15 protein-coding genes are annotated in these 21,164 nt (G+C 48.2%); 8 read left to right on the top strand and 7 right to left on the bottom strand.

Annotation, left to right across the window (positions count from 1 at the left end; all coding sequences use genetic code 11):
- Window positions 1-47: 47 nt before the first annotated feature.
- Together AC3DOM_RS00120 and AC3DOM_RS00115 are read left to right on the top strand one after the other, a co-directional pair.
- Entirely contained in the window at window positions 48-2,195 is a 2,148-nt protein-coding gene (locus tag AC3DOM_RS00120; protein ID WP_487916986.1) for a bi-domain-containing oxidoreductase, read from the top strand.
- 128 nt (window positions 2,196-2,323) lie between these two features.
- Window positions 2,324-4,333 (top strand): alginate lyase family protein, encoded by a 2,010-nt coding sequence (locus AC3DOM_RS00115; RefSeq protein WP_487916985.1) that lies wholly within the window; start codon window positions 2,324-2,326, stop codon window positions 4,331-4,333.
- Here the strand turns inward: AC3DOM_RS00115 and AC3DOM_RS00110 are convergent.
- Window positions 4,330-4,992, bottom strand: coding sequence for an acetyltransferase (locus AC3DOM_RS00110; protein ID WP_487916984.1), 663 nt, complete (start codon window positions 4,990-4,992; stop codon window positions 4,330-4,332). The two genes, AC3DOM_RS00115 and AC3DOM_RS00110, sit on opposite strands and share 4 nt — an antisense overlap.
- Window positions 4,993-5,089: 97 nt before the next feature.
- Between AC3DOM_RS00110 and AC3DOM_RS00105 the strand changes: the two genes are divergently transcribed.
- The 5 genes from AC3DOM_RS00105 (at window position 5,090) to mtaB (ending at window position 11,229) form a co-directional block, all read left to right on the top strand.
- On the top strand, window positions 5,090-6,319 hold the full coding sequence (locus AC3DOM_RS00105; RefSeq protein WP_487916983.1) for a glycosyltransferase family 4 protein: 1,230 nt from the start codon (window positions 5,090-5,092) through the stop codon (window positions 6,317-6,319).
- A 151-nt stretch (window positions 6,320-6,470) separates the two neighbouring features.
- Complete coding sequence (locus AC3DOM_RS00100) at window positions 6,471-7,691, top strand: mannosyltransferase family protein (protein WP_487916982.1); 1,221 nt, start codon at window positions 6,471-6,473, stop codon at window positions 7,689-7,691.
- Window positions 7,692-7,749: 58 nt separating this feature from the next.
- Window positions 7,750-8,064, top strand: a complete 315-nt coding sequence (locus AC3DOM_RS00095) for a DUF6951 family protein (protein WP_487916981.1) — start codon at window positions 7,750-7,752, stop codon at window positions 8,062-8,064.
- A gap of 98 nt (window positions 8,065-8,162) precedes the next feature.
- Window positions 8,163-9,803, top strand: coding sequence for a phytoene desaturase family protein (locus tag AC3DOM_RS00090; RefSeq protein WP_487916980.1), 1,641 nt, complete (start codon window positions 8,163-8,165; stop codon window positions 9,801-9,803).
- Between the two features lie 133 nt (window positions 9,804-9,936).
- On the top strand, window positions 9,937-11,229 hold the full coding sequence (mtaB, locus tag AC3DOM_RS00085) for a tRNA (N(6)-L-threonylcarbamoyladenosine(37)-C(2))-methylthiotransferase MtaB (RefSeq protein ID WP_487916979.1): 1,293 nt from the start codon (window positions 9,937-9,939) through the stop codon (window positions 11,227-11,229).
- Here mtaB and AC3DOM_RS00080 read toward each other — a convergent pair.
- Both AC3DOM_RS00080 and AC3DOM_RS00075 read right to left on the bottom strand, forming a co-directional pair.
- Window positions 11,204-12,367, bottom strand: coding sequence for a THUMP domain-containing class I SAM-dependent RNA methyltransferase (locus AC3DOM_RS00080; RefSeq protein ID WP_487916978.1), 1,164 nt, complete (start codon window positions 12,365-12,367; stop codon window positions 11,204-11,206). The two genes, mtaB and AC3DOM_RS00080, sit on opposite strands and share 26 nt — an antisense overlap.
- Window positions 12,368-12,450: 83 nt before the next feature.
- Window positions 12,451-13,005, bottom strand: a complete 555-nt coding sequence (locus AC3DOM_RS00075) for a pyridoxamine 5'-phosphate oxidase family protein (RefSeq protein ID WP_487916977.1) — start codon at window positions 13,003-13,005, stop codon at window positions 12,451-12,453.
- Between the two features lie 229 nt (window positions 13,006-13,234).
- Between AC3DOM_RS00075 and AC3DOM_RS00070 the strand changes: the two genes are divergently transcribed.
- Entirely contained in the window at window positions 13,235-15,589 is a 2,355-nt protein-coding gene (locus tag AC3DOM_RS00070) for an aminotransferase class III-fold pyridoxal phosphate-dependent enzyme (protein WP_487916976.1), read from the top strand.
- Window positions 15,590-15,599: 10 nt separating this feature from the next.
- On the opposite strand, the gene AC3DOM_RS00065 is transcribed toward AC3DOM_RS00070, so the two are convergent.
- Genes AC3DOM_RS00065 through AC3DOM_RS00050 form a run of 4 tightly spaced genes read right to left on the bottom strand, consistent with a single transcriptional unit; the run spans window position 15,600 to window position 21,132 of the window.
- The gene (locus AC3DOM_RS00065) at window positions 15,600-18,020 is read right to left on the bottom strand and encodes a GcvT family protein (RefSeq protein WP_487916975.1); all 2,421 of its coding nucleotides are present in this window, start codon (window positions 18,018-18,020) and stop codon (window positions 15,600-15,602) included.
- A 48-nt stretch (window positions 18,021-18,068) separates the two neighbouring features.
- Window positions 18,069-18,311, bottom strand: coding sequence for a cysteine-rich CWC family protein (locus AC3DOM_RS00060; protein WP_487916974.1), 243 nt, complete (start codon window positions 18,309-18,311; stop codon window positions 18,069-18,071).
- 5 nt (window positions 18,312-18,316) lie between these two features.
- Window positions 18,317-19,675, bottom strand: a complete 1,359-nt coding sequence (locus tag AC3DOM_RS00055) for an NAD(P)/FAD-dependent oxidoreductase (RefSeq protein WP_487916973.1) — start codon at window positions 19,673-19,675, stop codon at window positions 18,317-18,319.
- Between the two features lie 5 nt (window positions 19,676-19,680).
- Window positions 19,681-21,132 carry a trimethylamine methyltransferase family protein gene (locus AC3DOM_RS00050; protein WP_487916972.1) on the bottom strand — a complete coding sequence of 484 codons (1,452 nt, stop codon included), beginning with the start codon at window positions 21,130-21,132 and terminating at the stop codon, window positions 19,681-19,683.
- Window positions 21,133-21,164 lie beyond the last annotated feature (32 nt).

Here is a 21,164-nt window from a genome sequence, read left to right as displayed (position 1 = left end):
CCAGCTCATTAACCTTCCAACCTTCAAACTTTAAACCCGAGAAAAAAATGAAACAACTCCTCCAAAACCTGAAGACCGGAAAAGCCATTGTCGAAGAGGTTCCCGTTCCCAGCCCGCGCGCAGGGATGGCGCTTATCAAAACCGCTGCCTCCCTCGTTTCTGCGGGAACTGAGCGGATGGTGGTCGAATTTGCTGAGAAGAATCTGGTTGGCAAAGCTCGCTCACGTCCTGACCTTGTCAAGCAAGTCATTGATAAGGCTCTCCGTGAAGGGTTGCTAAATACAGCGCAGGCTGCCTTCAACAAACTCGATGAGCCGATGGCCCTGGGCTATTCCTCGGCGGGGACCATCGTGGAACTCGGTGAAAAAATGGATGGTTTCCACGTCGGGCAGCGGGTTGCCTGTGCGGGCGGTGGTTACGCTGTCCACGCGGAATATGCGGTTGTGCCGCGCAATCTTCTCGCTCTCATCCCTGATGAGCTTGATTTTGAGAGCGCCGCCTTTGCCACCCTCGGTGCGATTGCCCTGCATGGTTTTCGTCTGGCGGAACCGAATTTGGGAGAGAATGTCGCCGTGATCGGAATTGGTTTATTGGGATTGATGACGATGCAGATCGCCGCTGCGGCAGGATGCCGGGTGATCGGGATTGATATTGATCCCAAACGGGTGAAGTTGGCGGAACAATTCGGGATTTCAGCTTGCTCCCGTGACCAGGCGGAGGCTGCCGTTCAGGCTTTTACCGCCAATCGGGGCGCCGATTCGGTCATCATCTGTGCGGATACGCCATCCAATGATCCGGTAACGCTGGCAGGTCAAATCGCGCGCGATCGGGCCAATATCGTCGCAACGGGGGCTGTAGGTTTGGACTTCCCGCGAAAGATCTATTTTGAAAAAGAACTTTCCTTCATCAACTCGCGTTCCTATGGGCCGGGACGTTATGACGCCTCCTATGAAGAGGGCGGTGCAGATTACCCGATCGGTTTCGTCCGCTGGACCGAGGGACGCAATCTCGAAGCTGTCGTGGATTTATTGGCAGGTGGAAAGTTGCAGGTTGAAAGTTTAATTACGCATCGGCTGCCGATTGAGCGTGCTGATGAAGCGTATGAGATTATCACGGGGAAGAGGGAAGAAGCCTTTATAGGTGTTTTGCTGACTTATCCTGAAGCTGTTGAAAAGTTGGAAGGTTTGCAAGTTGTCAAGTTTAAAACCTTCAAACCTTCAAACCTTCAAACATGCAAACTCGGTGTCATCGGCGCGGGCTTATTTGCCAATGCCACACTTTTGCCAGCAATAAAGAAAACAGATATTGAGTTGGTCGGAATTGCTTCTTCAGGTGGGCTGAAAGCCCAACACTCCGCGAAGAAATTTGGTTTTGGCTACGCAACCTCGAGCGCGGAAGAGATCATCAACGACGAGAATATCAATACAATTGCCATTCTCACTCGCCACGATACCCACGCCGATTTAGTGATCAAAGGCTTGCAAGCGGCAAAAAATGTCTTTGTTGAGAAACCTTTGGCTGTGAATCGTGAAGAGCTAGAAGTGCTCAGTGAGTTTTTGGAATCCCATCACTCCTCACTCATCACCGCAGGTTTCAATCGCAGATATGCTCCTCTTGCTCGCCAATTAGGAGATTTTTATGCCGACAGGGTTGAACCCCTCTACATCCATTACCGCGTCAACGCTGGCTATATTCCGCTCAATCATTGGGTGCATGACCCCGCTCAGGGAGGCGGACGGATCATCGGCGAGGGCTGTCATTTTATTGACTTTGTGACCTATTTAGTTGGGGAATCTCCGATCAGCGTAAGCGCTCACGCATTGCCTGATCATGGTAAATACCACGAAGATAATGTCAGCATGACCTTTACCTTTCCAGATGGTTCGATCGGCGTAGTGGATTATCTTGCTAATGGCGATAAATCCCTCCCCAAAGAGCGCGTCGAGGTCTTTGGCGGCGGCAAAGTCGCTACATTGAACGATTATCGCTCGCTTGAGATGATCTCTAATGGACGCCGTAAAAAGATCAATAATCGCTTGGGCCAGGATAAGGGTTGGAAGGATGAGATGCTTGCCTTAGCGAATGCTGTGAAATCAGGTGTGCCGCCAATCCCCTATGAGCAGTTGATCGGGGTGACCCAAGCCAGTTTCGCGGCGGTTGAATCGCTGCGGAGTGGGGAAAAGGTCAAAATATAGACCGCACGGGGATAAATCCACCGTGCTTGTTTTTCAAAGCCCGCTAAAGCGGACTAGACGACTTTCATCGTCTTTGTTCACGTAGCACGGTGTGTTCACGGCCGTGCGGAGATGGTCAGAAGGCAAAAGTGCGTTTAAAGTATCTTCTCAAAACAATCTACCAATTGGGATTCACTCAAGTCGCTCTCTTTGCCTTGTACAAAATTGGCTTGACAAGCGGTTACTATAAACGAATCCCAATTTCCAATTTCCGAGTATCGAACCTCGAATATCTCTTCTCCCTTCCTTCCCCTGATGACCTCAAAAAAATCCTTGGCCCTGAAGGTATAGAAACTCTCCTCACCGAAGCAGACCACATCGTGGACGGACAGTTCCGCATCTTTGGCAGTGAACTCGCAGAAATAAAACTAGACTTTAATCATCCCCTTTCTCACTGGGTTGATTACGAAACTGGCAAAGGGAAAATACCGAAATCAGAATACCGAATACCCGCTTTAAACCTTCCCCCTTCAACCTTCGATCTTAAACTGATCTGGGAACCCGCCCGCTTTGGCTGGGCATTCACCCTCGGTCGCGCCTATCGCGTGAGCGGCGACGAAAAGTACGCTGAAGCCTTTTGGCGACATTTTGAAATTTTCGATACTGGTAATCCCGTCAACATGGGACCCCACTGGATGAATGGACAGGAAATCGCGCTCCGCTTGATGGTTTTTGTCTGGGCTGCGCAGGTCTTCTTTGATTCGGGAGAGTCAACGAGTCAGCGAAAAGAACGCTTGGCGCAATCGGTTGTGGAGCATGCTGATCGAATCCCCTCCACATTGCTTTATGCACGAGCGCAGAATAATAATCATCTCACCAGCGAGGCGGCGGGACTGTACACAGCAGGACTTGCTTTACCAGAGCATCCCCAAGCCAATAAATGGCGCAAGCTGGGCATCAAGTGGTTGAACTGGAGCTTTGAAAATCAGATCGATGATAACGGAGCATATGTCCAGCATAGCGTGAATTATCAAAGGCTGGTGTTGCAGATCGGGTTATGGGTAAGTGCTTTAAACACCAAAGACACGAAGGTGCACAAAGAGGAGGAAAAAACAAACCTTAGTGAACCTTTGAGACCTTTGTGTTTAACCAAAAGGTCTCTGGAAAATCTTTCCCTGGCGACTCGTTGGTTGGCAGAGTTGACGGATCCTATTTCTGGGAATACACCCAATCTTGGTTCAAATGATGGCGCATATATCTTTCCTCTCGCCAATGGAGACTTTCGAGATTTTCGCCCTGTCATCAGAGCCGCCTCGCGTGTTTTTCTCACCGAAGAACCTTTCCCTGCTGACGAAATGAGTTTATGGTTTTCACCCTTCAAACCTTTAAACCTTCAAACTTACTACTCCCCAAACCTTCCAACCTTTCAACTTTCGACTTTAAAACCTTCAAACTCAAATTGGGCTTATCTTCGCGTCGTGGATGGAAACCTCCGCCTTGCCCACGCTGACCAACTTCATCTCGATCTTTGGTGGCGGGGAGAGAATATCACGCTTGATCCCGGTACCTATCTTTACAATGCGGCATCGCCCTGGGATAATCCTTTTCCTGCAACAGAATATCATAATTCGGTCACTGTCAACGGTCTTGACCAGATGACCCGTGCCAGCCGCTTCATGGTTCTCGATTGGGCGCATGGACGGATTGTAGAGCAATCTTCGCAGAAGATCGTTGCCGAGCATGATGGCTATCGTAAATTGGGTGTCACACACCAGCGCGCGGTCACCTTTGCGGAAAACACCTGGCTGGTGGAAGATAATCTGATCTCTGAACCTCAATTATCTCGAAAATATTGTCTACACTGGTTACTCCCTGATTGGGAATGGGCGCTGGAAAATAGAGAAGAGAGGATAGAAATTAGTCTAATATTCCCACAGGGCTTTTTGAAGCTCACTCTTCACGCTTCAGAAATCTCAAAACAAAACTTTTCTCTAGTACGTGCAGGTGAGTTGATTAAGGGTAATGGCGATACCTTTCCCACACGTGGCTGGTATTCGCCGACTTATGGCGTTAAAATCCCCGCGCTATCACTGGCCCTCGACGTAACTTCTTCTGATACAGTAGAATTTATCTCTGAATTTGAATTCTCCCCGATCTAAAGATACCTCTCTCCCGCTGTTCGTTCACGGATCTTTTTTGCAGGACTTCCATAGACGACCTCAAAGGAGGCAACCGACTTATTGACCAGCGATCCAGCTCCAACTACACTATGTTTCCCGATTGTTATTCTCGGGATTAAGATCGCCCCGATATTTATTGCGCTAAATTCACCTATCTGACATTCTCCTCCCACAATAACACCAGGAGCGAGACTGGTAAAATCACCCATCTGCGAATCGTGATCTAGAGATGAATTTGTGTTCAAAATGCAAAACTCCCCAATGGATGAGGTTGGATTAACAGAAACACCGGCCATAATTACGGTCCCTTGTCCAATGGATGCATCAGATGCAATGGAGGCTTGTGGATGAATGGCAGAGAAAAATTTTAGTTCCGGGCATTTTTCTTTGGCAATCGAAACAACTTTTTCCCGCGTAAAATTATCCCCAACTGCGATAATAATGCCCTGAATGGCGTGGACCTTGACAAGTTTTGGTAAATCTTCTTCTCTGCCTAAAAGATCATAGCCTAAGATTTTCTCATTTGTGTTAGGTTGCTTATTTAGCAAGCCGACAATATTGTATAGGCCTTCTTTTTCCACAATATCAATGATGACTTTAGCATGACCACCAGAGCCAATAATGAGGATATTTTCCATAGCTTTTTTACCTGATTTTTTTGTTCAATTAACATCATTTCCGATATTTCAAATTGAGTGTATCATATCCAAATAAAACTACCCAACCTACAAACGAATGCATATTCTTCTCATCCACCAGGCCTTCGCCGCTGTCAATGAACCAGGCGGCACCCGACATCACGAACTCGCGCGGTACCTTGTTCAGCGTGGGCATCGTGTTACCATCATCGCCAGCTCTGTCAGCTATATTACTGGAAGCGCACCGCCCAATCTCACCGAAAAACAGGATGATGACATCACCATTATCCGCGCCTATGTATATCAGGCACATCACAAATCTTTCGTTCACCGTGTTTTTGCCTTCGTTTCCTTCATGGCCTCCTCCTTTATTATGGGACTACGCGTAAAAAATGTGGATTTGATCTGGGGGACCTCGCCGCCAATTTTCCAGGGATTTACGGCATGGGCCTTGTCCAGTTTGAAAGGGATTCCCTTCCTCTTTGAAGTCCGTGATCTGTGGCCTGCTTTCGCTATTTCAGTAGGAGTCCTGAAGAATGGGATCCTGATCCGTGCCTCCGAATGGCTGGAGCGTTTCCTTTATCGAGGCGCAGATCGGGTCATGGTTAACAGCCCGGGGTACGTCGAGCACGTTCGGGGACTGGGAGCGAAACGCGTTGAACTTGTTCCCAATGGTGCAGACGCCGGGATGTTTGATCCCGCTAAAAAGGGTGCATCCTTCCGGGAAACTCATTCCATTAAATCTAAATTTGTCGTCCTTTATGCCGGGGCGCACGGGATGTCAAATGACCTTGGTGTTGTTTTGGAAGCGGCGAAGATTTTGCAAAATGAATCCGTTCCCATAGAGGGAACGGATTCATCGGCATCGATCCAGATCGTGCTACTTGGTGACGGCAAGGAAAAATTGAATTTGCAGGTACAGGCCGCTGAGATGGGCTTAAAAAATCTGAGCTTTATCTCGTCAGTGCCAAAGTCTGAGATGGCAGTGGCCTTGGCCGCCGCAGATGCCTGTATCGCGATTTTGAAACCGATCGACATGTATAAGACCACCTATCCAAATAAGGTTTTCGATTATATGGCGGCGGGGCGACCGGTGGTGCTGGCAATTGATGGCGTGATCCGTGAGGTGGTTGAAGCAGCTGGATGCGGAATCTTTTCCGAGCCGGGTGATGCCATCGCGTTGGCTGAAGCGATCAAAACCCTGGCAGCTGATCCTGCGCGTAGTCAGAAAATGGGGTTGGCTGGACGGCGCTATATAGAAGAACACCTTGACCGTGCTGAACTCGCCGAGCAATTGACTGGAATCTTGGAGGAAATGTCAGAATAGGAGAAATATGGTTATTCTAAAAAAAATGCGAGAATTGTTCTCAGGAGGCTGGCAAAATTTAGATTCTTCATGGCGATGGGCTTTGGGTGGGGTTTTGATCGCTGGTTTTTTGCTGGGATTATGGTCTTTGGTAATTTTGCAGAATATTCCTTTGGCAATTGATAATTCTTTTCTTGGCGGAGAGCCTATTGTCTCGGTTTTCAATTTGCAGACTAGCGAGATATTTCTTTATAACCGTACTGTAGATGATAATCTTTTGTCTTTTCGTGCCAATGGTTTTTCTACAATAGTTGACGCACAGTCTGGCAGCCAATGGGATTTGGCCAGCGGCCTGGCGGTTGAGGGTCCTTTGGAAGGGGAAGTTCTAAAAAAATCGTCAATTTCTGCTGAAGAAATCTTCCCTTATCATGGTGTGAATCCTCATCAAAGCTCATGGATTGCAATCTGGCAGCGCTTTGACACAAATTGGTATTTGAAAATCGCAGAAAGAGGTTATAGCGACGATGGCAGTACTGCCTTTTTTCCTATATATCCTTATTTAGTCCGTCTTTTTGCTTTTGTTGTTAGGGATATGGTTTTAGCATCACGCCTTGTTACTATACTGGCATTGATTGCATCCTTAGGTTTGTTTCATAGGATTGCCACTGAGTATACTGATCAAACCGTGGCTAGTCGTGCAGTCATCTATTGGTTGATTTTTCCGACGGCTTTTTTCCTTTTTGCAAGTTATACAGAAGCGATCTTTCTTCTATTTATACTTGTATCGATATTCTGTGCTCGCCGTGAAAAATGGATCCTGGCTGCTGTCTTTGGACTATTAGCGGCGCTTACTCGGATTGTAGGCTTTACGATCTTTGTCCCGTTGCTTTATATGTGGTGGGTTCAGGATAGGCCGCGTCGTTGGCGGAATGCATTCGCTTTTCTGTTAATTCCAGTTGGGACGGGAATATACCTCTTTCCTACTTTGCAGTCCTCACTACTCCCAGGCCAGTGGCATCCTCGTCTAGTTTTTCCTTGGGAACATTTTAGCGAATTAGGATTGCTAATCACAAATCATCTTGTGTCGTCAATTGACATATTTAACACACTCGTTACTATTCTATTTGGCGTTCTTTGTCTTATCATTTGGCGGAAAATGCCACTTGAACTTGGCATGTATTCAATCGCGATGTTTATATCATCATTATTTCGCCTAAATCCGGGACAACCATTTGTCAGTATGCTGCGCTATGTTCTGGTAATTTTTCCTGCTTTTATTTTGCTTGGAAAATGGGGAGAAAAAAGTTGGGTCAATCGAGCGATCGTTTATCTATCATTTCCGCTGGCCTTATATTTCAGCGCACAATTCTGGCTTTGGGGTTGGGTCGGTTAAATATATTACACCGATGAAAGGTATAATATGCCCATTAAATTGATATAGGAGTTGCCTAATGGCCAGAGCAGAAATTTTCGCAGGGAACTGCGGATTCAATACTGAAGTTGAAGCAACGATGGACGGGAAAGTTTGCAAGCTGAGTATAACCAGCGAATGTGATGCTATTTCCAGAATGGCTGAGGATTTGACGGAAGTTGACCCTTATCAGGAAATATCATTCAAGCGTGCCATGCCCAAAATCCATGAAGCGGGAATAAAATATTGTACGCATGCTGCCTGTCCAGTGCCGTCCGGTATCGTTAAGGCAGTCGAGATTGAGGCTAAACTGGCCCTGCCCACGGATGTAACCATCAAGTTATCGAAGACGTAGAAAGAAATTGATTCTCACTAAGGTAAGGACAACTGGTGCATATCTTCTTCCGATATTTAAAAAATCTTGGTTTCTGACTTTCTCTAAAAAGGAAAAAAATGACCAAAACCTACGACATCATCGTGATCGGATCGGGAGCGGGCGGGCTGACCGCCGCCGTTGCACTCGCGCAGGCTGGGCAAAAAGTGTTGGTTTGCGAGCAGCACGGCAAACCTGGTGGCTGGACACATTCCTTCACACTAAATGGCTACAGATTTAGCCCAGGCGTGCATTATATCGGCGGGATCGGGGAGGGCGGCTCTCTTGAACGCACGTATCGTGGCTTGGGCGTTTCTGAGCATATCCAATTTTGCGAACTCAACCCCGATGGTTATGACCATATCGTTATTGGTGATAAGCAATACGATTTCCCAAAAGGAAAAGAAAACCTTGCTGCGAAACTAAAAGAATACTTCCCGCACGAAGCCGAAGGTATTGATGGATATATCGACACAGCCGAAAAAATGATCCAGTCGATGGGAAATTTGGGCAAGGTTAAAAATCCAGCCAGTGCGGTGAAGGCAGCAGGTGGAGCGGTATCTATTATGCGTTGGGCCACGCGATCAGGGCAGGATTTTATCGAGCATTTCATCACCGATCCTATTTTGCGCGGTATTCTCGGCGGGCAGGCTGGTGACCATGGAATGCCGCCTTCGGAAGTGTCGGCTTTTGTGCAGGCGGGCATTCTGAACCATTATTTTAACGGTGGATATTATCCGCTTGGAGGGGCTTTTGCCATCCCCCGCGCATTTCTTCGGGAGCTGAAGCAAGCCGAGGGTGAGATCCGTCTCAAAACGCCTGTAGAAAAGATCCTGCTTGAAGATGGAAAAGTGACCGGTGTCCGTTTGGTGGATGGGGAAGTCATTCACGCAAAAAACGTTGTCTCTAATGCGGATCCTGAAGTTACCTTTGGCAAAATGATAGGACGCGATTCTCTGAGTAAAAAACTGGTCAATAAGCTGGATAGAGTCACGTATTCGGTCTCGGCCCTGAGCTTGTTCTTTGTGGTGGATATGGATCTGCGTGAAGCCGGGCTGGATTCCGGTAATTTCTGGTTCTACGACAACGAGGACGTGGACGGGCAGTACAAGCTCGGGCTGACCGACCACACCCTGACCGCCGATGAGCCGCCGATGATGTTCTTGACAGTGACCACCCTCAAAGACCCCTCAAAAATGCACGATGGACACCATACCTGCGAAGCCTTTGCTTTTGTCGGTTACGACGCCTTTGAAAAGTGGTCTGATTCGAAAAAAGGCGAACGGCCTGCTGGCTACGAAGCAGAGAAGGAAGAATTGGCAGAAAAGCTTTTTAGAAAGCTTGAAAGACACGTGCCCGGTATTAACAAACACATTGTTTATTGGAGCTTGGCAACCCCACTGACGAATGACCATTACATCAATGCCACACGTGGTAACCTGTATGGGATTTCCAAGAGTCGCAGGCAAGTGGGACCGGGTGCTTTCCCGATCAAGACCGAGATCGAGGGTTTATATATGTGTGGGGCAAGCACGCTCAGCCATGGGGTTGCGGGTGCGACACGTTCGGGGATGGCAGCTGCCGCCAATATACTGGGATGCAGTATATCTGACCTACTGACGCAAAATGGCCCGCCAATGGAAATTTATCCATCAGACGATATTTCTAAGTGGCCTAAGCATTTGCAGGAGAAGATCGCACGAGGGATGGAGAGGGTATAAAAATATCTTTAACCACCAAGGGCACGAAGAAACACAAAGGAAAAGAAAAAAAGTTTTTTCCTTCGTGACACTTTGTGTCCTTTGTGTTTATGTATTCAACGGTTAAGAATAAAAATGCGATAAAATCACCCCTATGAAAATCTTCCTTGACTCCATTGGCTGCCGTCTCAACCAGGCCGAGATTGAAAAGTTCGCCCGCCAATTCCGAGCTGTGGGGCATGAAATTGTCGGCGAGGCATCCCTGGCAGATGTGGCCGTAGTTAACACCTGTACGGTCACCTCCGAAGCTGCGGCGGATTCCCGCTCCAAAATCCGGGGTGCATCCCGCGCAGGAATCGAGGAGATCATTGCTACAGGCTGTTGGGTAACGATGGAGCCAGACAAGGCCGCCGAATTGACGGGTTACAATGTTATCGTTCTTAACGATCAAAAAGATAATCTTGTTGCTGATTTTTTAAATCTTCCCCCTAAAACCTTCGATCTCGAACCCCTCGAACGAACCCCTTTGCCAGGAATTCGCCAGCGTACGCGTGCCTTCATCAAGGTTCAGGATGGCTGCGATAACGACTGTACTTTCTGCATTACGACTGTCGCGCGGGGAAAAGGTCATTCTCGACCCATCGATGAGATTCTCGTGGATATTCAATCTGCGTTGGATGGCGGGACAAAAGAGATCGTTCTGACGGGGGTTCATCTCGGGTCGTGGGGGCAGGATTATGTCACTGCGAGCGGAGCGCGGCAATCTCACCTTTCCGAGCTAATTCATTCCATCCTTGAGATGACCACTGTTCCACGTCTGCGTCTCTCATCTCTCGAACCCTGGGATTTGGAACCTGATTTTTTTGCCCTATGGGAAAATCCACGCCTGATGCCACATCTTCATCTGCCGCTTCAATCGGGTAGCGATTCGGTGCTCAAACGGATGCGTCGTCAAACCACGCGGAATGCATTTCGCGAGTTGGTTGCCTCCGCCCGCGCGATCATGCCCGATGTGGCGATCACGACCGACATCATCGCTGGTTTTCCTGGCGAGACCGAAGAAGAGTTCGCCGAAACCCTAGAATTTGTCCGGGAGATCGGTTTTGCGGGGGGGCATATTTTTACCTATTCGCCACGAGAAGGGACCCCCGCCGCGCGGATGAAGGGACAGCTCGAAAAGAAAACCCGCAAAGCGCGGAATGCTGCATTGCGGGAAGCTTTTGCTGAAATGGGCAGGATTTACCGGAATCGTTTTATCGGCGAGACGATCTCTGTTTTATGGGAGGCAAGTTCACTGGCGAGCGATGCGGGTTGGCTGATGAGCGGATTGACCGGCAACTATCTCCGCGTCCACGCCACGCTCCCCGAACCACGCTGGAATCAGATCGATCAAATCCGATTGGAAAAAGTAGCGGGGGAACTTATTCTGGGGTTTCCTGTTCCTTAACCTGGCTTCCCGGTCTCTCCCCAAAGTACTGATAATAGCGTACTTCTATTGTCCCGTTGAATAATTTACGCGTCCGATCTGGTTGCGCCCGTTTGAAATAATCGGGGAATTTCTTGTCTGCTGTCAGCACATAAATGGACCAGCCTTTTTTCTTTTTGAAGGTCTGGTTGAAGGAAATATAAAGCTTGTTGAGCTCCTTGAAATTGCCCATTCTGACGCCGTAAGGGAAATTCGAAATCACGATCCCATGCTCCTGGTCGATCCACAGGTCCCGCACGTCCTTCTTCTCAAACTGGATATCCTTTCCGACCCCCGCCGCTTTCGCGTTGGATTTGCTGGCATAGATGCTCTCCTCATCCACATCATGGCCAAAAAGCTGCATTTCGAGATCAGATTTGACTTGGGATCGCGCGTGGCTTCGGGCTTGCTTCCACGCTTTAGCGGGGATACCCGGCCAAAATTCGGAGGCAAATTCGCGATTCAATCCGGGGGCGATATTCCGCCCGATCATCGCTGCTTCGATCAATATTGTCCCGGAGCCACACATCGGGTCAATCAGCAGGCGCTCTTTATTCCAGAAGCTAAGTTGAACAAGGGCGGCCGCCAATGTCTCTTTGATCGCCGCTCTACCGGCTTGCTTCCGATAACCACGACGGTTCAGTCCTGAACCTGAGGTATCGAGCGTTAGAGTTGCAAGATCATTAAGCACCGAAACTTTGATCGGAAAATCAGGCCCGCTTTCTTCAAACCAGTCTGTATCATATTCTTCGCTTAACCGCTCAACGACCGCTTTTTTGACGATAGCCTGGCAGCTTCTCACACTTTGTAGTTGAGATTTGACCGAAGCCCCCGTCACCGTGAATTTGCCTTCCTCGGTAATCCAATTCTCCCAGGGCAGGGCATAGGTCTGCTCGTAAAGTGTATCGAAATCCTTGGCTTCAAACTCACCCATCTTGAGCAATACGCGGTCAGCGGAGCGCAGCCACAGGTTGACGGTGGGAATGTCGGCAACAGTTGCATCAAACTCAACTTTACCATTTGAGACGCGTAGATCATCAAAGCCGAGGGCTTGTAGTTCGCGCTTGACAACAGCTTCCAAACCGAAGGTCAGTGTGGCTATTAAGGTAATCTTTTTCATGGGATTATTGTAACTGATTTGCGAATTTCAGATTTTAAAATTTCTTGGTGAGGTAAAATATAGAAAGGATCAAATCCGAACTATTAATTTGATTGGGGTTGCCATTCGTCGCTCTGTTCAGCTTCCTCCTCCCAGTTTCTTTTTCCACTCCAGTTTTCAATCTTGATTTTATAAACGGATGTTCGTTTAAGTTCCTTCTCGGTGATTGGACGATAGTCTTTACCTGCCTGTTTATCGGCAAAATATTTTTTTAGTAAAGCATATAAAGCGATTCGTTTTTCATCAGTGTCTTCAATAATTTGGATCTTGCCGAAAGCAATCACGCATTCATATTGCATGCTGAATTCAAGCGCAATATTCGAAGGGAGAAAACGACCGTAGTGGCTGGTTTCAAAACAAACCTCTGGATACTTTTCGCTGTTCGAACGTATTCTGCCCACAATATTTGAATGAAATATGATGCAATGTTCTTTTTCATCATAAATAAATGTGCTGGGAGTAATGAAGGGCTGCTCTTCCCAGTGTGTAGCAATATGTCCAATTTCTGCCTGGTGTAGATAAGAGCGTATCCACTCATCATCTTTGGCGTATTCTTGCAGGCGTTGTTTTGTAATATTCGGAGCTTGTGTTTTTGTCATAGTTCCTCTTTTCTCTAATTGTTTTTTTATTCTATCAAAGAATCTATTTTCTTTCTTGCTTATTTGCGAAAAGCACCGTACTATTCGCTTAATTTTGGATGGGTATTTCCCGCTCGCCAGTTTTTTAATGGTGGCATAGATGGGAAATTTATTCTTAATTTCAATCTCACACATGATAAATTAGCAGTAAAATTGGCTTGATAATATATTTCTGATATGGAGTTCTGGTATGCCTAATGCGAATGATAAGTTTTATCTGGACCAACTTTTGGAGACCCACTCCCCAGCCTTTGCAGTTGAAGAAGTAAAAGATATCCTCAACAAACTTTATAATTTAACCGGTAATCTTTCTCTACTGGAAAGTGAGCGGGATCAGAATTTCTGTATCATCACTGAAAACGGCGATCAATATATCATAAAAATTGCTAATAGTGCTGAGGATCCAGCGATCATTGATATGCAGATCAAGACTTTGGAACATATCGCTAAAGTTGATCCTGAGTTGCCAGTACCTGAGGTCTTACTATCTCGGAACGGGTTGGCTATTGAAGAAATTCAGGCTGCGGATGGTTCAAAACATTGTGTACGTATCCTGACTTACCTGCAGGGTGCTTATCCAAAGGATGACCCCACTGAGGTTGCATTGTTTCGCCCAATTGGAGTTTGCCTGGCACGACTTGCCCGGGCCTTGCGGGGTTTTTTTCATCCGATAGCGAATTACGAAATATTATGGGATTTGAAACATACCTCCAGGCTCAGGCAGTATTTGCCCTGTATTACTAATACCAAACATCAGGAACTGGCCACTTATTTCCTGGATCGCTTTGATCAAAATGTTCTACCCCATTTACCAAAGTTACGGGCGCAGATTCTTCATAATGATTTGACACCCGACAATATCCTGGTGGCAGAGAATGATCCCGGACGCATTGTTGGGATTATGGATTTTGGGGATATGACTCATACTCTTCTGATCATTGATCTGGCTACCACCATCGCGCCAATGCTTCGAGGGCATACCGATCTTTCTGGTGTGGCTGCGGAAATTATCGCTGGGTACCATGAAATAAGTCCGCTCGAAGATGCAGAGCTGCGTGTACTCTACGACCTGGTAGCTGCACGTTTGACAATGTTAAACGTAATCGCAGCCTGGCGAGTTTCACTCCACCCGGATAATCGGGAATATATTACCGGTGGGGTCGAAGAGATCTGGCGCACATTGGAAGCTTGGCGCGCACTGGATCCGGCAGCTATAACAAGGAAATTTTTCCGAACCTGTGGCTTATGGGAAATGGATGAGGTAAATTCATCGCCCAAAAAGGCAAATGAAACCCTTCAATCCCATCTGAAACGTAGGGATCACCTGCTGGGCCCCTGCGCTTACCTGTTCTACGAAAAACCACTGCATATTGTTCGCGGAGATGGTGTCTGGTTATATGATGTTTATGGCAACCGATACCTGGACGCCTATAATAATGTCTCTCATGTTGGACACAGTCATCCACATGTGGTGAATGCAATTGCCAAGCAGTCACGAAGATTGAATACCAGCACACGCTATATGCACGGGCTAATCCTTGAGTTGGCGGAACAGATTACTGATCGAATGCCGGAACAGCTGAGTGTCTGCATGTTTGTGTGTACCGGGTCTGAGGCCAACGAGCTGGCCTGGCAGATGTCAAAATTGGTATCGGGCAATAGCGGCGCTTTAATAACCGATTTCGCTTATCATGGCAGCAGTGCTGCCACCATGCAATTCAGCCCCGAAAGTATACCTAACAAGAACTTGCCACCGTATGTGCAAACGCTATTCGCGCCCACCTCAGATTCCACTTATCAAGAGCCAGATTCCGGGATAAGCGATGCGATCACGGCATTAGGCGAACAAGACTACCTACCGGCTATGCTACTCCTGGACACATCCTTTGTCAGTGATGGCATTTACACCTCACCAAAGGGTTATCTCGAAACACTTTTTGCGAAGACAAGTGCAGCCGGGGGGCTTTGTGTCGCTGATGAAGTCCAGGGTGGTTTCGGACGCCTTGGCCAGCATTTCTGGGGTTTTCAATTTGATAATGTGGTTCCTGATATAGTGACCATGGGAAAACCAATGGGAAATGGACATCCGCTTGCAGCAGTGGTGACCCGTCCGGAGATTGCTGAGACCCTCGCCAGAGAGACCGGTTACTTTAATACCTTCGGTGGCAACCCCGTATCCTGTGCGGCGGGATTGGCGGTTCTAGAAGTCATTGAAAAGGAAGGATTGCAGCGAAATGCGCTGGAAGTTGGACAATATCTCAGAGAAGAATTGACAGTTTTACAGGAAAACTATCCTGTGATAGGCGAATTACATGGTTCAGGATTGCTTCAGGGGATCAATATCCTTAAGCCTGATGGCACGCCTGACCCTGAATTGGCTGTCCAAATTATGAATCATATGCGCGAGAACGGCGTGCTGATTGGTACCACCGGGCAACCCTATTCGGTCCTTAAAATTCGCCCTCCCATTGTTTTCCAGAAGGAAGATGCGGATATACTGATACTCGCCTTGACGAGGGCCCTTGACGAACTCATAAATATGTAGGGACATATCGTCAGGATCGCAAACGCTTATTCCTGGGATCATAAGCCGGTTCTCCCAGCACCTTTGCCAGACAGCGGTGACTTAATATCTCAATATCAAAGGTTGTTCCGGGGGAGGCGTACTCTGGTGGAACGTAGACAAAGGCCAGGCTTTTTTGGACCGCATGACCATAGGCCCCCGATGTTGTCACACCAATAACCTTATCACCGTCGAGAACTGACTCACCACCACGTACTTCAGAATCCTCAACATCCACTTCAACGTAGGCAATATTCCAGGCCAGGTCTTGTTTTTGTCGCTGGAGAAGGGCATCACGTCCTATAAAATCACCTTTATCGAAGTTTATGAACCGCTCCATGCCAGCTTCGATCATCGTGATCTCGTTGATCAATTCAACTCCCCAGGCATAATAAGCCTTTTCCTTACCTAAACTGGTCAAAGCGTACATACCAAAGTCCGCGATGCCGAATTCCTCACCGGCAGCCCAAACCGCATCGTAAATGGTTTCAAGCTGGGCAATAGGCATGTGGAGTTCCCAACCGAGCTCGCCCACGTAATTGATCCGAAGGGCGCGTAACATCACACCTGCCGCCTCGATTTCCTTCCCGGTGAGCCAGGGGAAATTCTCATTACCCAGATCGGTATCTGTGATCTTGGTAAGCAATTCGCGGCAACGAGGTCCGGCCAATACCAGGGTGCCAAATTTATCCGTAATATTCCTGATCGTGACTTCATCATCATCTCTTTTTCTTTGGTTGAGTTGATCGCTATTGCGAATATTCGCGGCAGCAGCGGAAAGGAGGAAGAATCGCTCATCATCCAGGCGGGTGATCGTATATTCACTTTCGATGCGGCCCATATCCGACAGACCATGTGCCAGCACAATTCCGCCCTTTCGACTCGCGACCTTATTGGCCAAAACCCGGTTAAGGAATGTTTCAGCATCGGGTCCGCTCACCTCATGTTTGGTAAAGCTGGATAGGTCCAGCACACCCACCCGTTCACGAACCGCCAGGCATTCATCGCCGACGACCTCGAAAATATTATTCCGCCGAAAGCTCTTTTCTTCCTCCCGGCCATCCAGCGAAAACCACTTGGGACGTTCCCATCCAAATCCCTCTGCATAAGCAGCCCCTTTGGTTTTTAGTTTTTCATATAAGGGGCTGGTGCGGGCAGGTCGCCCGGCAGGACGTTCTTCCCCTGGCAGGTGGAGTTGATACATGAAGGTGAAGTCCTGATGTGATTTTGCGCGGGCATATTCCATGTCTGCGTAAGGACCAAATCTGCGCGGATCGACCCCGACCATATTGATATCAGCATTCCCAACCATCATCCATTGGGCCAGGTATTTTCCAGCGCCGGCCCCCTGCCCAATCCCCATATTCTGCCCGCAACTGAGCCAAAAATTTCTTAACCCAGCTGCCGGCCCGATCAATGGATTATGATCTGGGGTACGCGGATTTGCGCCATTCACGACGCGCATGATGCCTGCCTCGGCAAAGATCGGCATCCGTTCCATGACGCGCTCAAGCCCGGGCATGATGGTTTCATAATCTGCGGGAAAAAGCTCGCTCTCTGAATCCCAATCCTGCCCAGACCCAAACCAGGCCTCCTGGGTACCACTGCGTTCGTAAATCCCGATCAGGCCAGCGTTTTGCTCCTGGCGATAATAAGCGTTGGGATAGGGGTCACGCATGACCGGGATCTCTTCGTCACGGTCAATGAATTCCCTGATAGGTTCGGTGACAAGATATTGGTGCTTCATCGGTACTATCGGAAGATCAAGTCCCACCCAGGCCCCAATTTTTGCGGCATAGCAGCCCCCGGCATTGACAACATGCTCACAGGTGATCGTTCCCTCTTGGCTAATTACTTTCCATTCCCCATTTGGGAGTAGATTGATATCAGTGACGCGGTTATTCCGAATGATCGTGGCCCCCATCTTTTTTGCACCGATGGCCATCGCATTGGTCACGCCTGCCGGATCGACATAGCCGTCGTCGAGTGTCCAGGCTCCCGCGAGGATGCCCTCGGTGTTGATAAAGGGATTGAGCCTTCGGATTTCTTCAGGACTGATGATCTCCATTCGGAATCCGATATTTTTGGCGATGCCCTCAACCACCCGAAAGTTATCCACTTCTTCTTTGGTGGTCGCAATTCGAATCCCGCCGACACCATGCCAGCCAGTGGCCTGACCGGTCATTTTCTCAAGTTTGGGGTAGAGGGTATTGCTGTAATGTTGGATCTTGGCAATATTGTAGGAGGATGTGAAATTAGGGCATTGCCCGGCGGCATGCCAGGTTGAACCGGATGTCAATTCGGCCTTTTCGATCAGAACACAATCGTCCCAACCGGCTTCGGCTAAATGGTACAGCAGCCCAACACCCATAATGCCACCCCCAACAATAACCACGCGAGCATGTGTATTCAAATTTCATTCTCCTGAGTAGCGATCAATTTATTGAAGATTTTTTAGTAATTATGTGGATAAATCAGCTGTCTGGATAGATTTTTGATAATCTTCAAGACAGTTTTGACAAACACAGGTTTTACGAACAGCATCTTCAGGAACTTTTGCAAGCAACTCTTCGGGGAAGATGACTGATTCGCACCAGCACTCGGTTGCATTAGGATCGGCTGCCACAGCACATTGATTGGGGTTGCCACACAGAGGGCAAATCGCAGTATCCATATTTTCTCCAATATTTTTTGATGTTTTCATAAAATTTAGCCAGCTTTCTCCCACATCCACCTGACGCCTCTGCCAAATATTCCTCGCAGATTTGTTGGGCCGGCATAGGGGATAGGATGATTTACAACACTATGGTTGGTAAAGGCATTTGACTCACCAGCCATAAGGTCGGCAATAATACGCCCAAAAGTTTGTGTCGTGGGAACGCCTTCGCTTAAACCGACGCCAAAATAGATATTTTGATGATCTCCCATTACACCAACAGAAGGGCTTCGTTCGCCTAATAGATAAGCCGTTGTGCCTCCCCAGGTATGCTCAATGCCTAACCCTTCCAGTTGGGGAAATGAGGCGAAGAGATCCTTGGTGATGGATTGAGTAAATGATTTATCGTTCCCGGAGCATAAGGCATCGTTGTCATAATATGCAATCCCACCCGCCCCACCCATAACAATCCGATTATCCTTGGTTAGAATCAAATAACTGAACATCCTGCGCATATCGGATAGACCCTGTCGGTTACCCCACCCAATTGACTCCAATTGTGAAGTAGAGAGAGGCTCTGTAGCGATCTGGAAAACGCTGATGGGGAAGACACGGTTCTTAAAGAAGCCAAGTTTGTGGGAATAAGCATTCAATGCCACAACAATAATGGGGGCGCTAATATCTCCCAACTCGGTGTCCACGCGGTTTATTTTTCCGGGTGTGATGCGGGTTACGACGCTCCGCTCCCGCACATCAACCCCACCCTCTTCGACCACCCTCTTCATCTCACGAGCCAGTTTGGCGGGGTTGAGCGTGGCACCATGCGGGTTTTTCAGGCCAGCGATAAATCTGGATGATTTGATTTCAGTCTCAAGTTCATCTCCCCGGAGGAGAGACGAATCCAGGCCAAAAGATTTAAGATGATCCCGAAATTCTTCCAAACCGCGGATATGCTTTTCGTTAAATGCAACTTCCAGCATTCCGTTCTCTTCCAGGTCACATTCGACGCCATGCTCTGAGATCATTCTCCTGATGAAATTTAGCCCGTAAAAGGAAATATCCAGGTTATTCTGCCGGGCTTCAGGGTCTGCGGGGCTTGTTTTATTGAGCAGATCAGTCCCAATACAGAAACCACCATTCCGACCGCTGGCGCCGTAACCACAGCAGGCCCCTTCCAGGAGAACAATCTTCTTTTCTGGGAATTTTTGTCTGATATGGTAGGCGGCAGATAGACCAGTAAAACCGCCTCCAACGATGACCACATCTGCTTTGTGGCTTCCACGCAGGGGCTGATTGATTTTTTGGTTTTCAAGATCAACCGATTTGAACCAGAAATTATCAACAAAATATTCGTAGAGATCAGGCGGTCTGAGGTTTCGACTCTGATTATGGGAACGGGAAAAATATTTCATGGCTCCTATCCTCCTATTTCATTTTTCGCTGCATCAAGAATGGCCTGCAATTCGTATTGCACAGATTCTTCCAGGGGTTCAGGCATATGTTCTTTCAGAATCAGATCAAATTTATCTCGCGCCCGCTGACGAATATCCGCTGAGGGTGCTTCGCCCTGTGAGATACGCGGATGAGATAACTCTGGGATCCATATTTTCCGCAAATGTTTCCGCGTGTGTTTTTGAGCCAGGAAGTGTCCTCCAGGTCCAACATTCTTAATTGCATCCATCGCCAGGCCATCAATGCTTGTATCAACTCCTTCAACCAGAGCGCGATGGGTATGGTAAATTTCATCATCGAAAATGATCTGTTCAGGAACCAACAAGGTTGAAGATTTGATCATCCCCAGTCCTTCCGCGAGGTCTGCGCCAGCCATTGCGACCATCAAGGATGTATAAACACTATCGCGCCCCAGTTGCCAGGTCGCTGGTTCGGGGGCATCCATTGCAAATGACCCTGCCAGAACAGGAACGCCCCAATCATGGGCCAATTGAACGCCGGCTGTATTGCATAAATATTTTTCGGGAATGCCAACGATATAGCCCGCCGTTTGCGGGTCCATCACGGATGCACAAAGAGAGTAAAAAACGGGCGCTCCCGGGGCAACCAATTGCATCAGCACGATCGCACTGACCAATTCGGCATTCCCTAAAACCAATGCCCCACCAGTTGTCGCCGGTGCAGTTGATCCAAGGGTTGGCATGGCCATAAAGCCGACCGGGATCCCAGCTTTGGCATAAACCAGCGCTGCTTCAATGGCTTCCTTATCCTGGCCCAAAGGCGTGATCGTACAAATTAAAGCTGAAAGGGGAGGCGCTGCCCGCATCCTTGATCTATCTCCGGAAATGATCTCAGCCATCCGAATTGCATAATTTGCCAAAGTCTCATTCACGGATGTTACCGTCTGGACGTGCTTGACCGTATTTTTGAAGCTGGCCTCGATTTCATGCAAAGGGGCTGTGAGACCATAATCCTGGGCGCTGACCATCGGCCAATAAAACCCAATCGATGAGAGCGCATCTGCCACCCGTGCCATTTTCGCGACGTCTTCTTTCGTGGACGAACGGCTTGCTCCCGTTATAAAATCGAGAGTCTCGACCCCAACACCATCCGTACCAAAATAACTGCGGCTTCCATCCAGCAGCAAATCGGCTTCTTTGACACGCCCCGCCAACTTGTATGATCGGGGTGCATGGCTGAGCGCTTTTTTCACCAGATCAGAATGAATTCGTACGATTTGGCTTTCCTCATCAACCCGGGCGCCGTGTTCAGCGAAAATGCGCAGGGCTTCATCGGAGGGGAAACGAACCCCCACAGTTTCCAGAAGATCCAGGGTGGCTGACTGAATGGATTCAAGTTCATCACTGTCCAGCACATCCAGCTTGAGTTTTGGACGAATAGGTTTTATATCGACCATTGGTTATTTTCTCTCTACATCCAATCCAATCC

It is taken from the genome of Candidatus Desulfolinea nitratireducens, assembly GCF_982879505.1.
The sequence above is the reverse complement of the archived record's forward strand: the minus strand, read 5'-3'. Positions and strand labels throughout refer to the sequence as shown.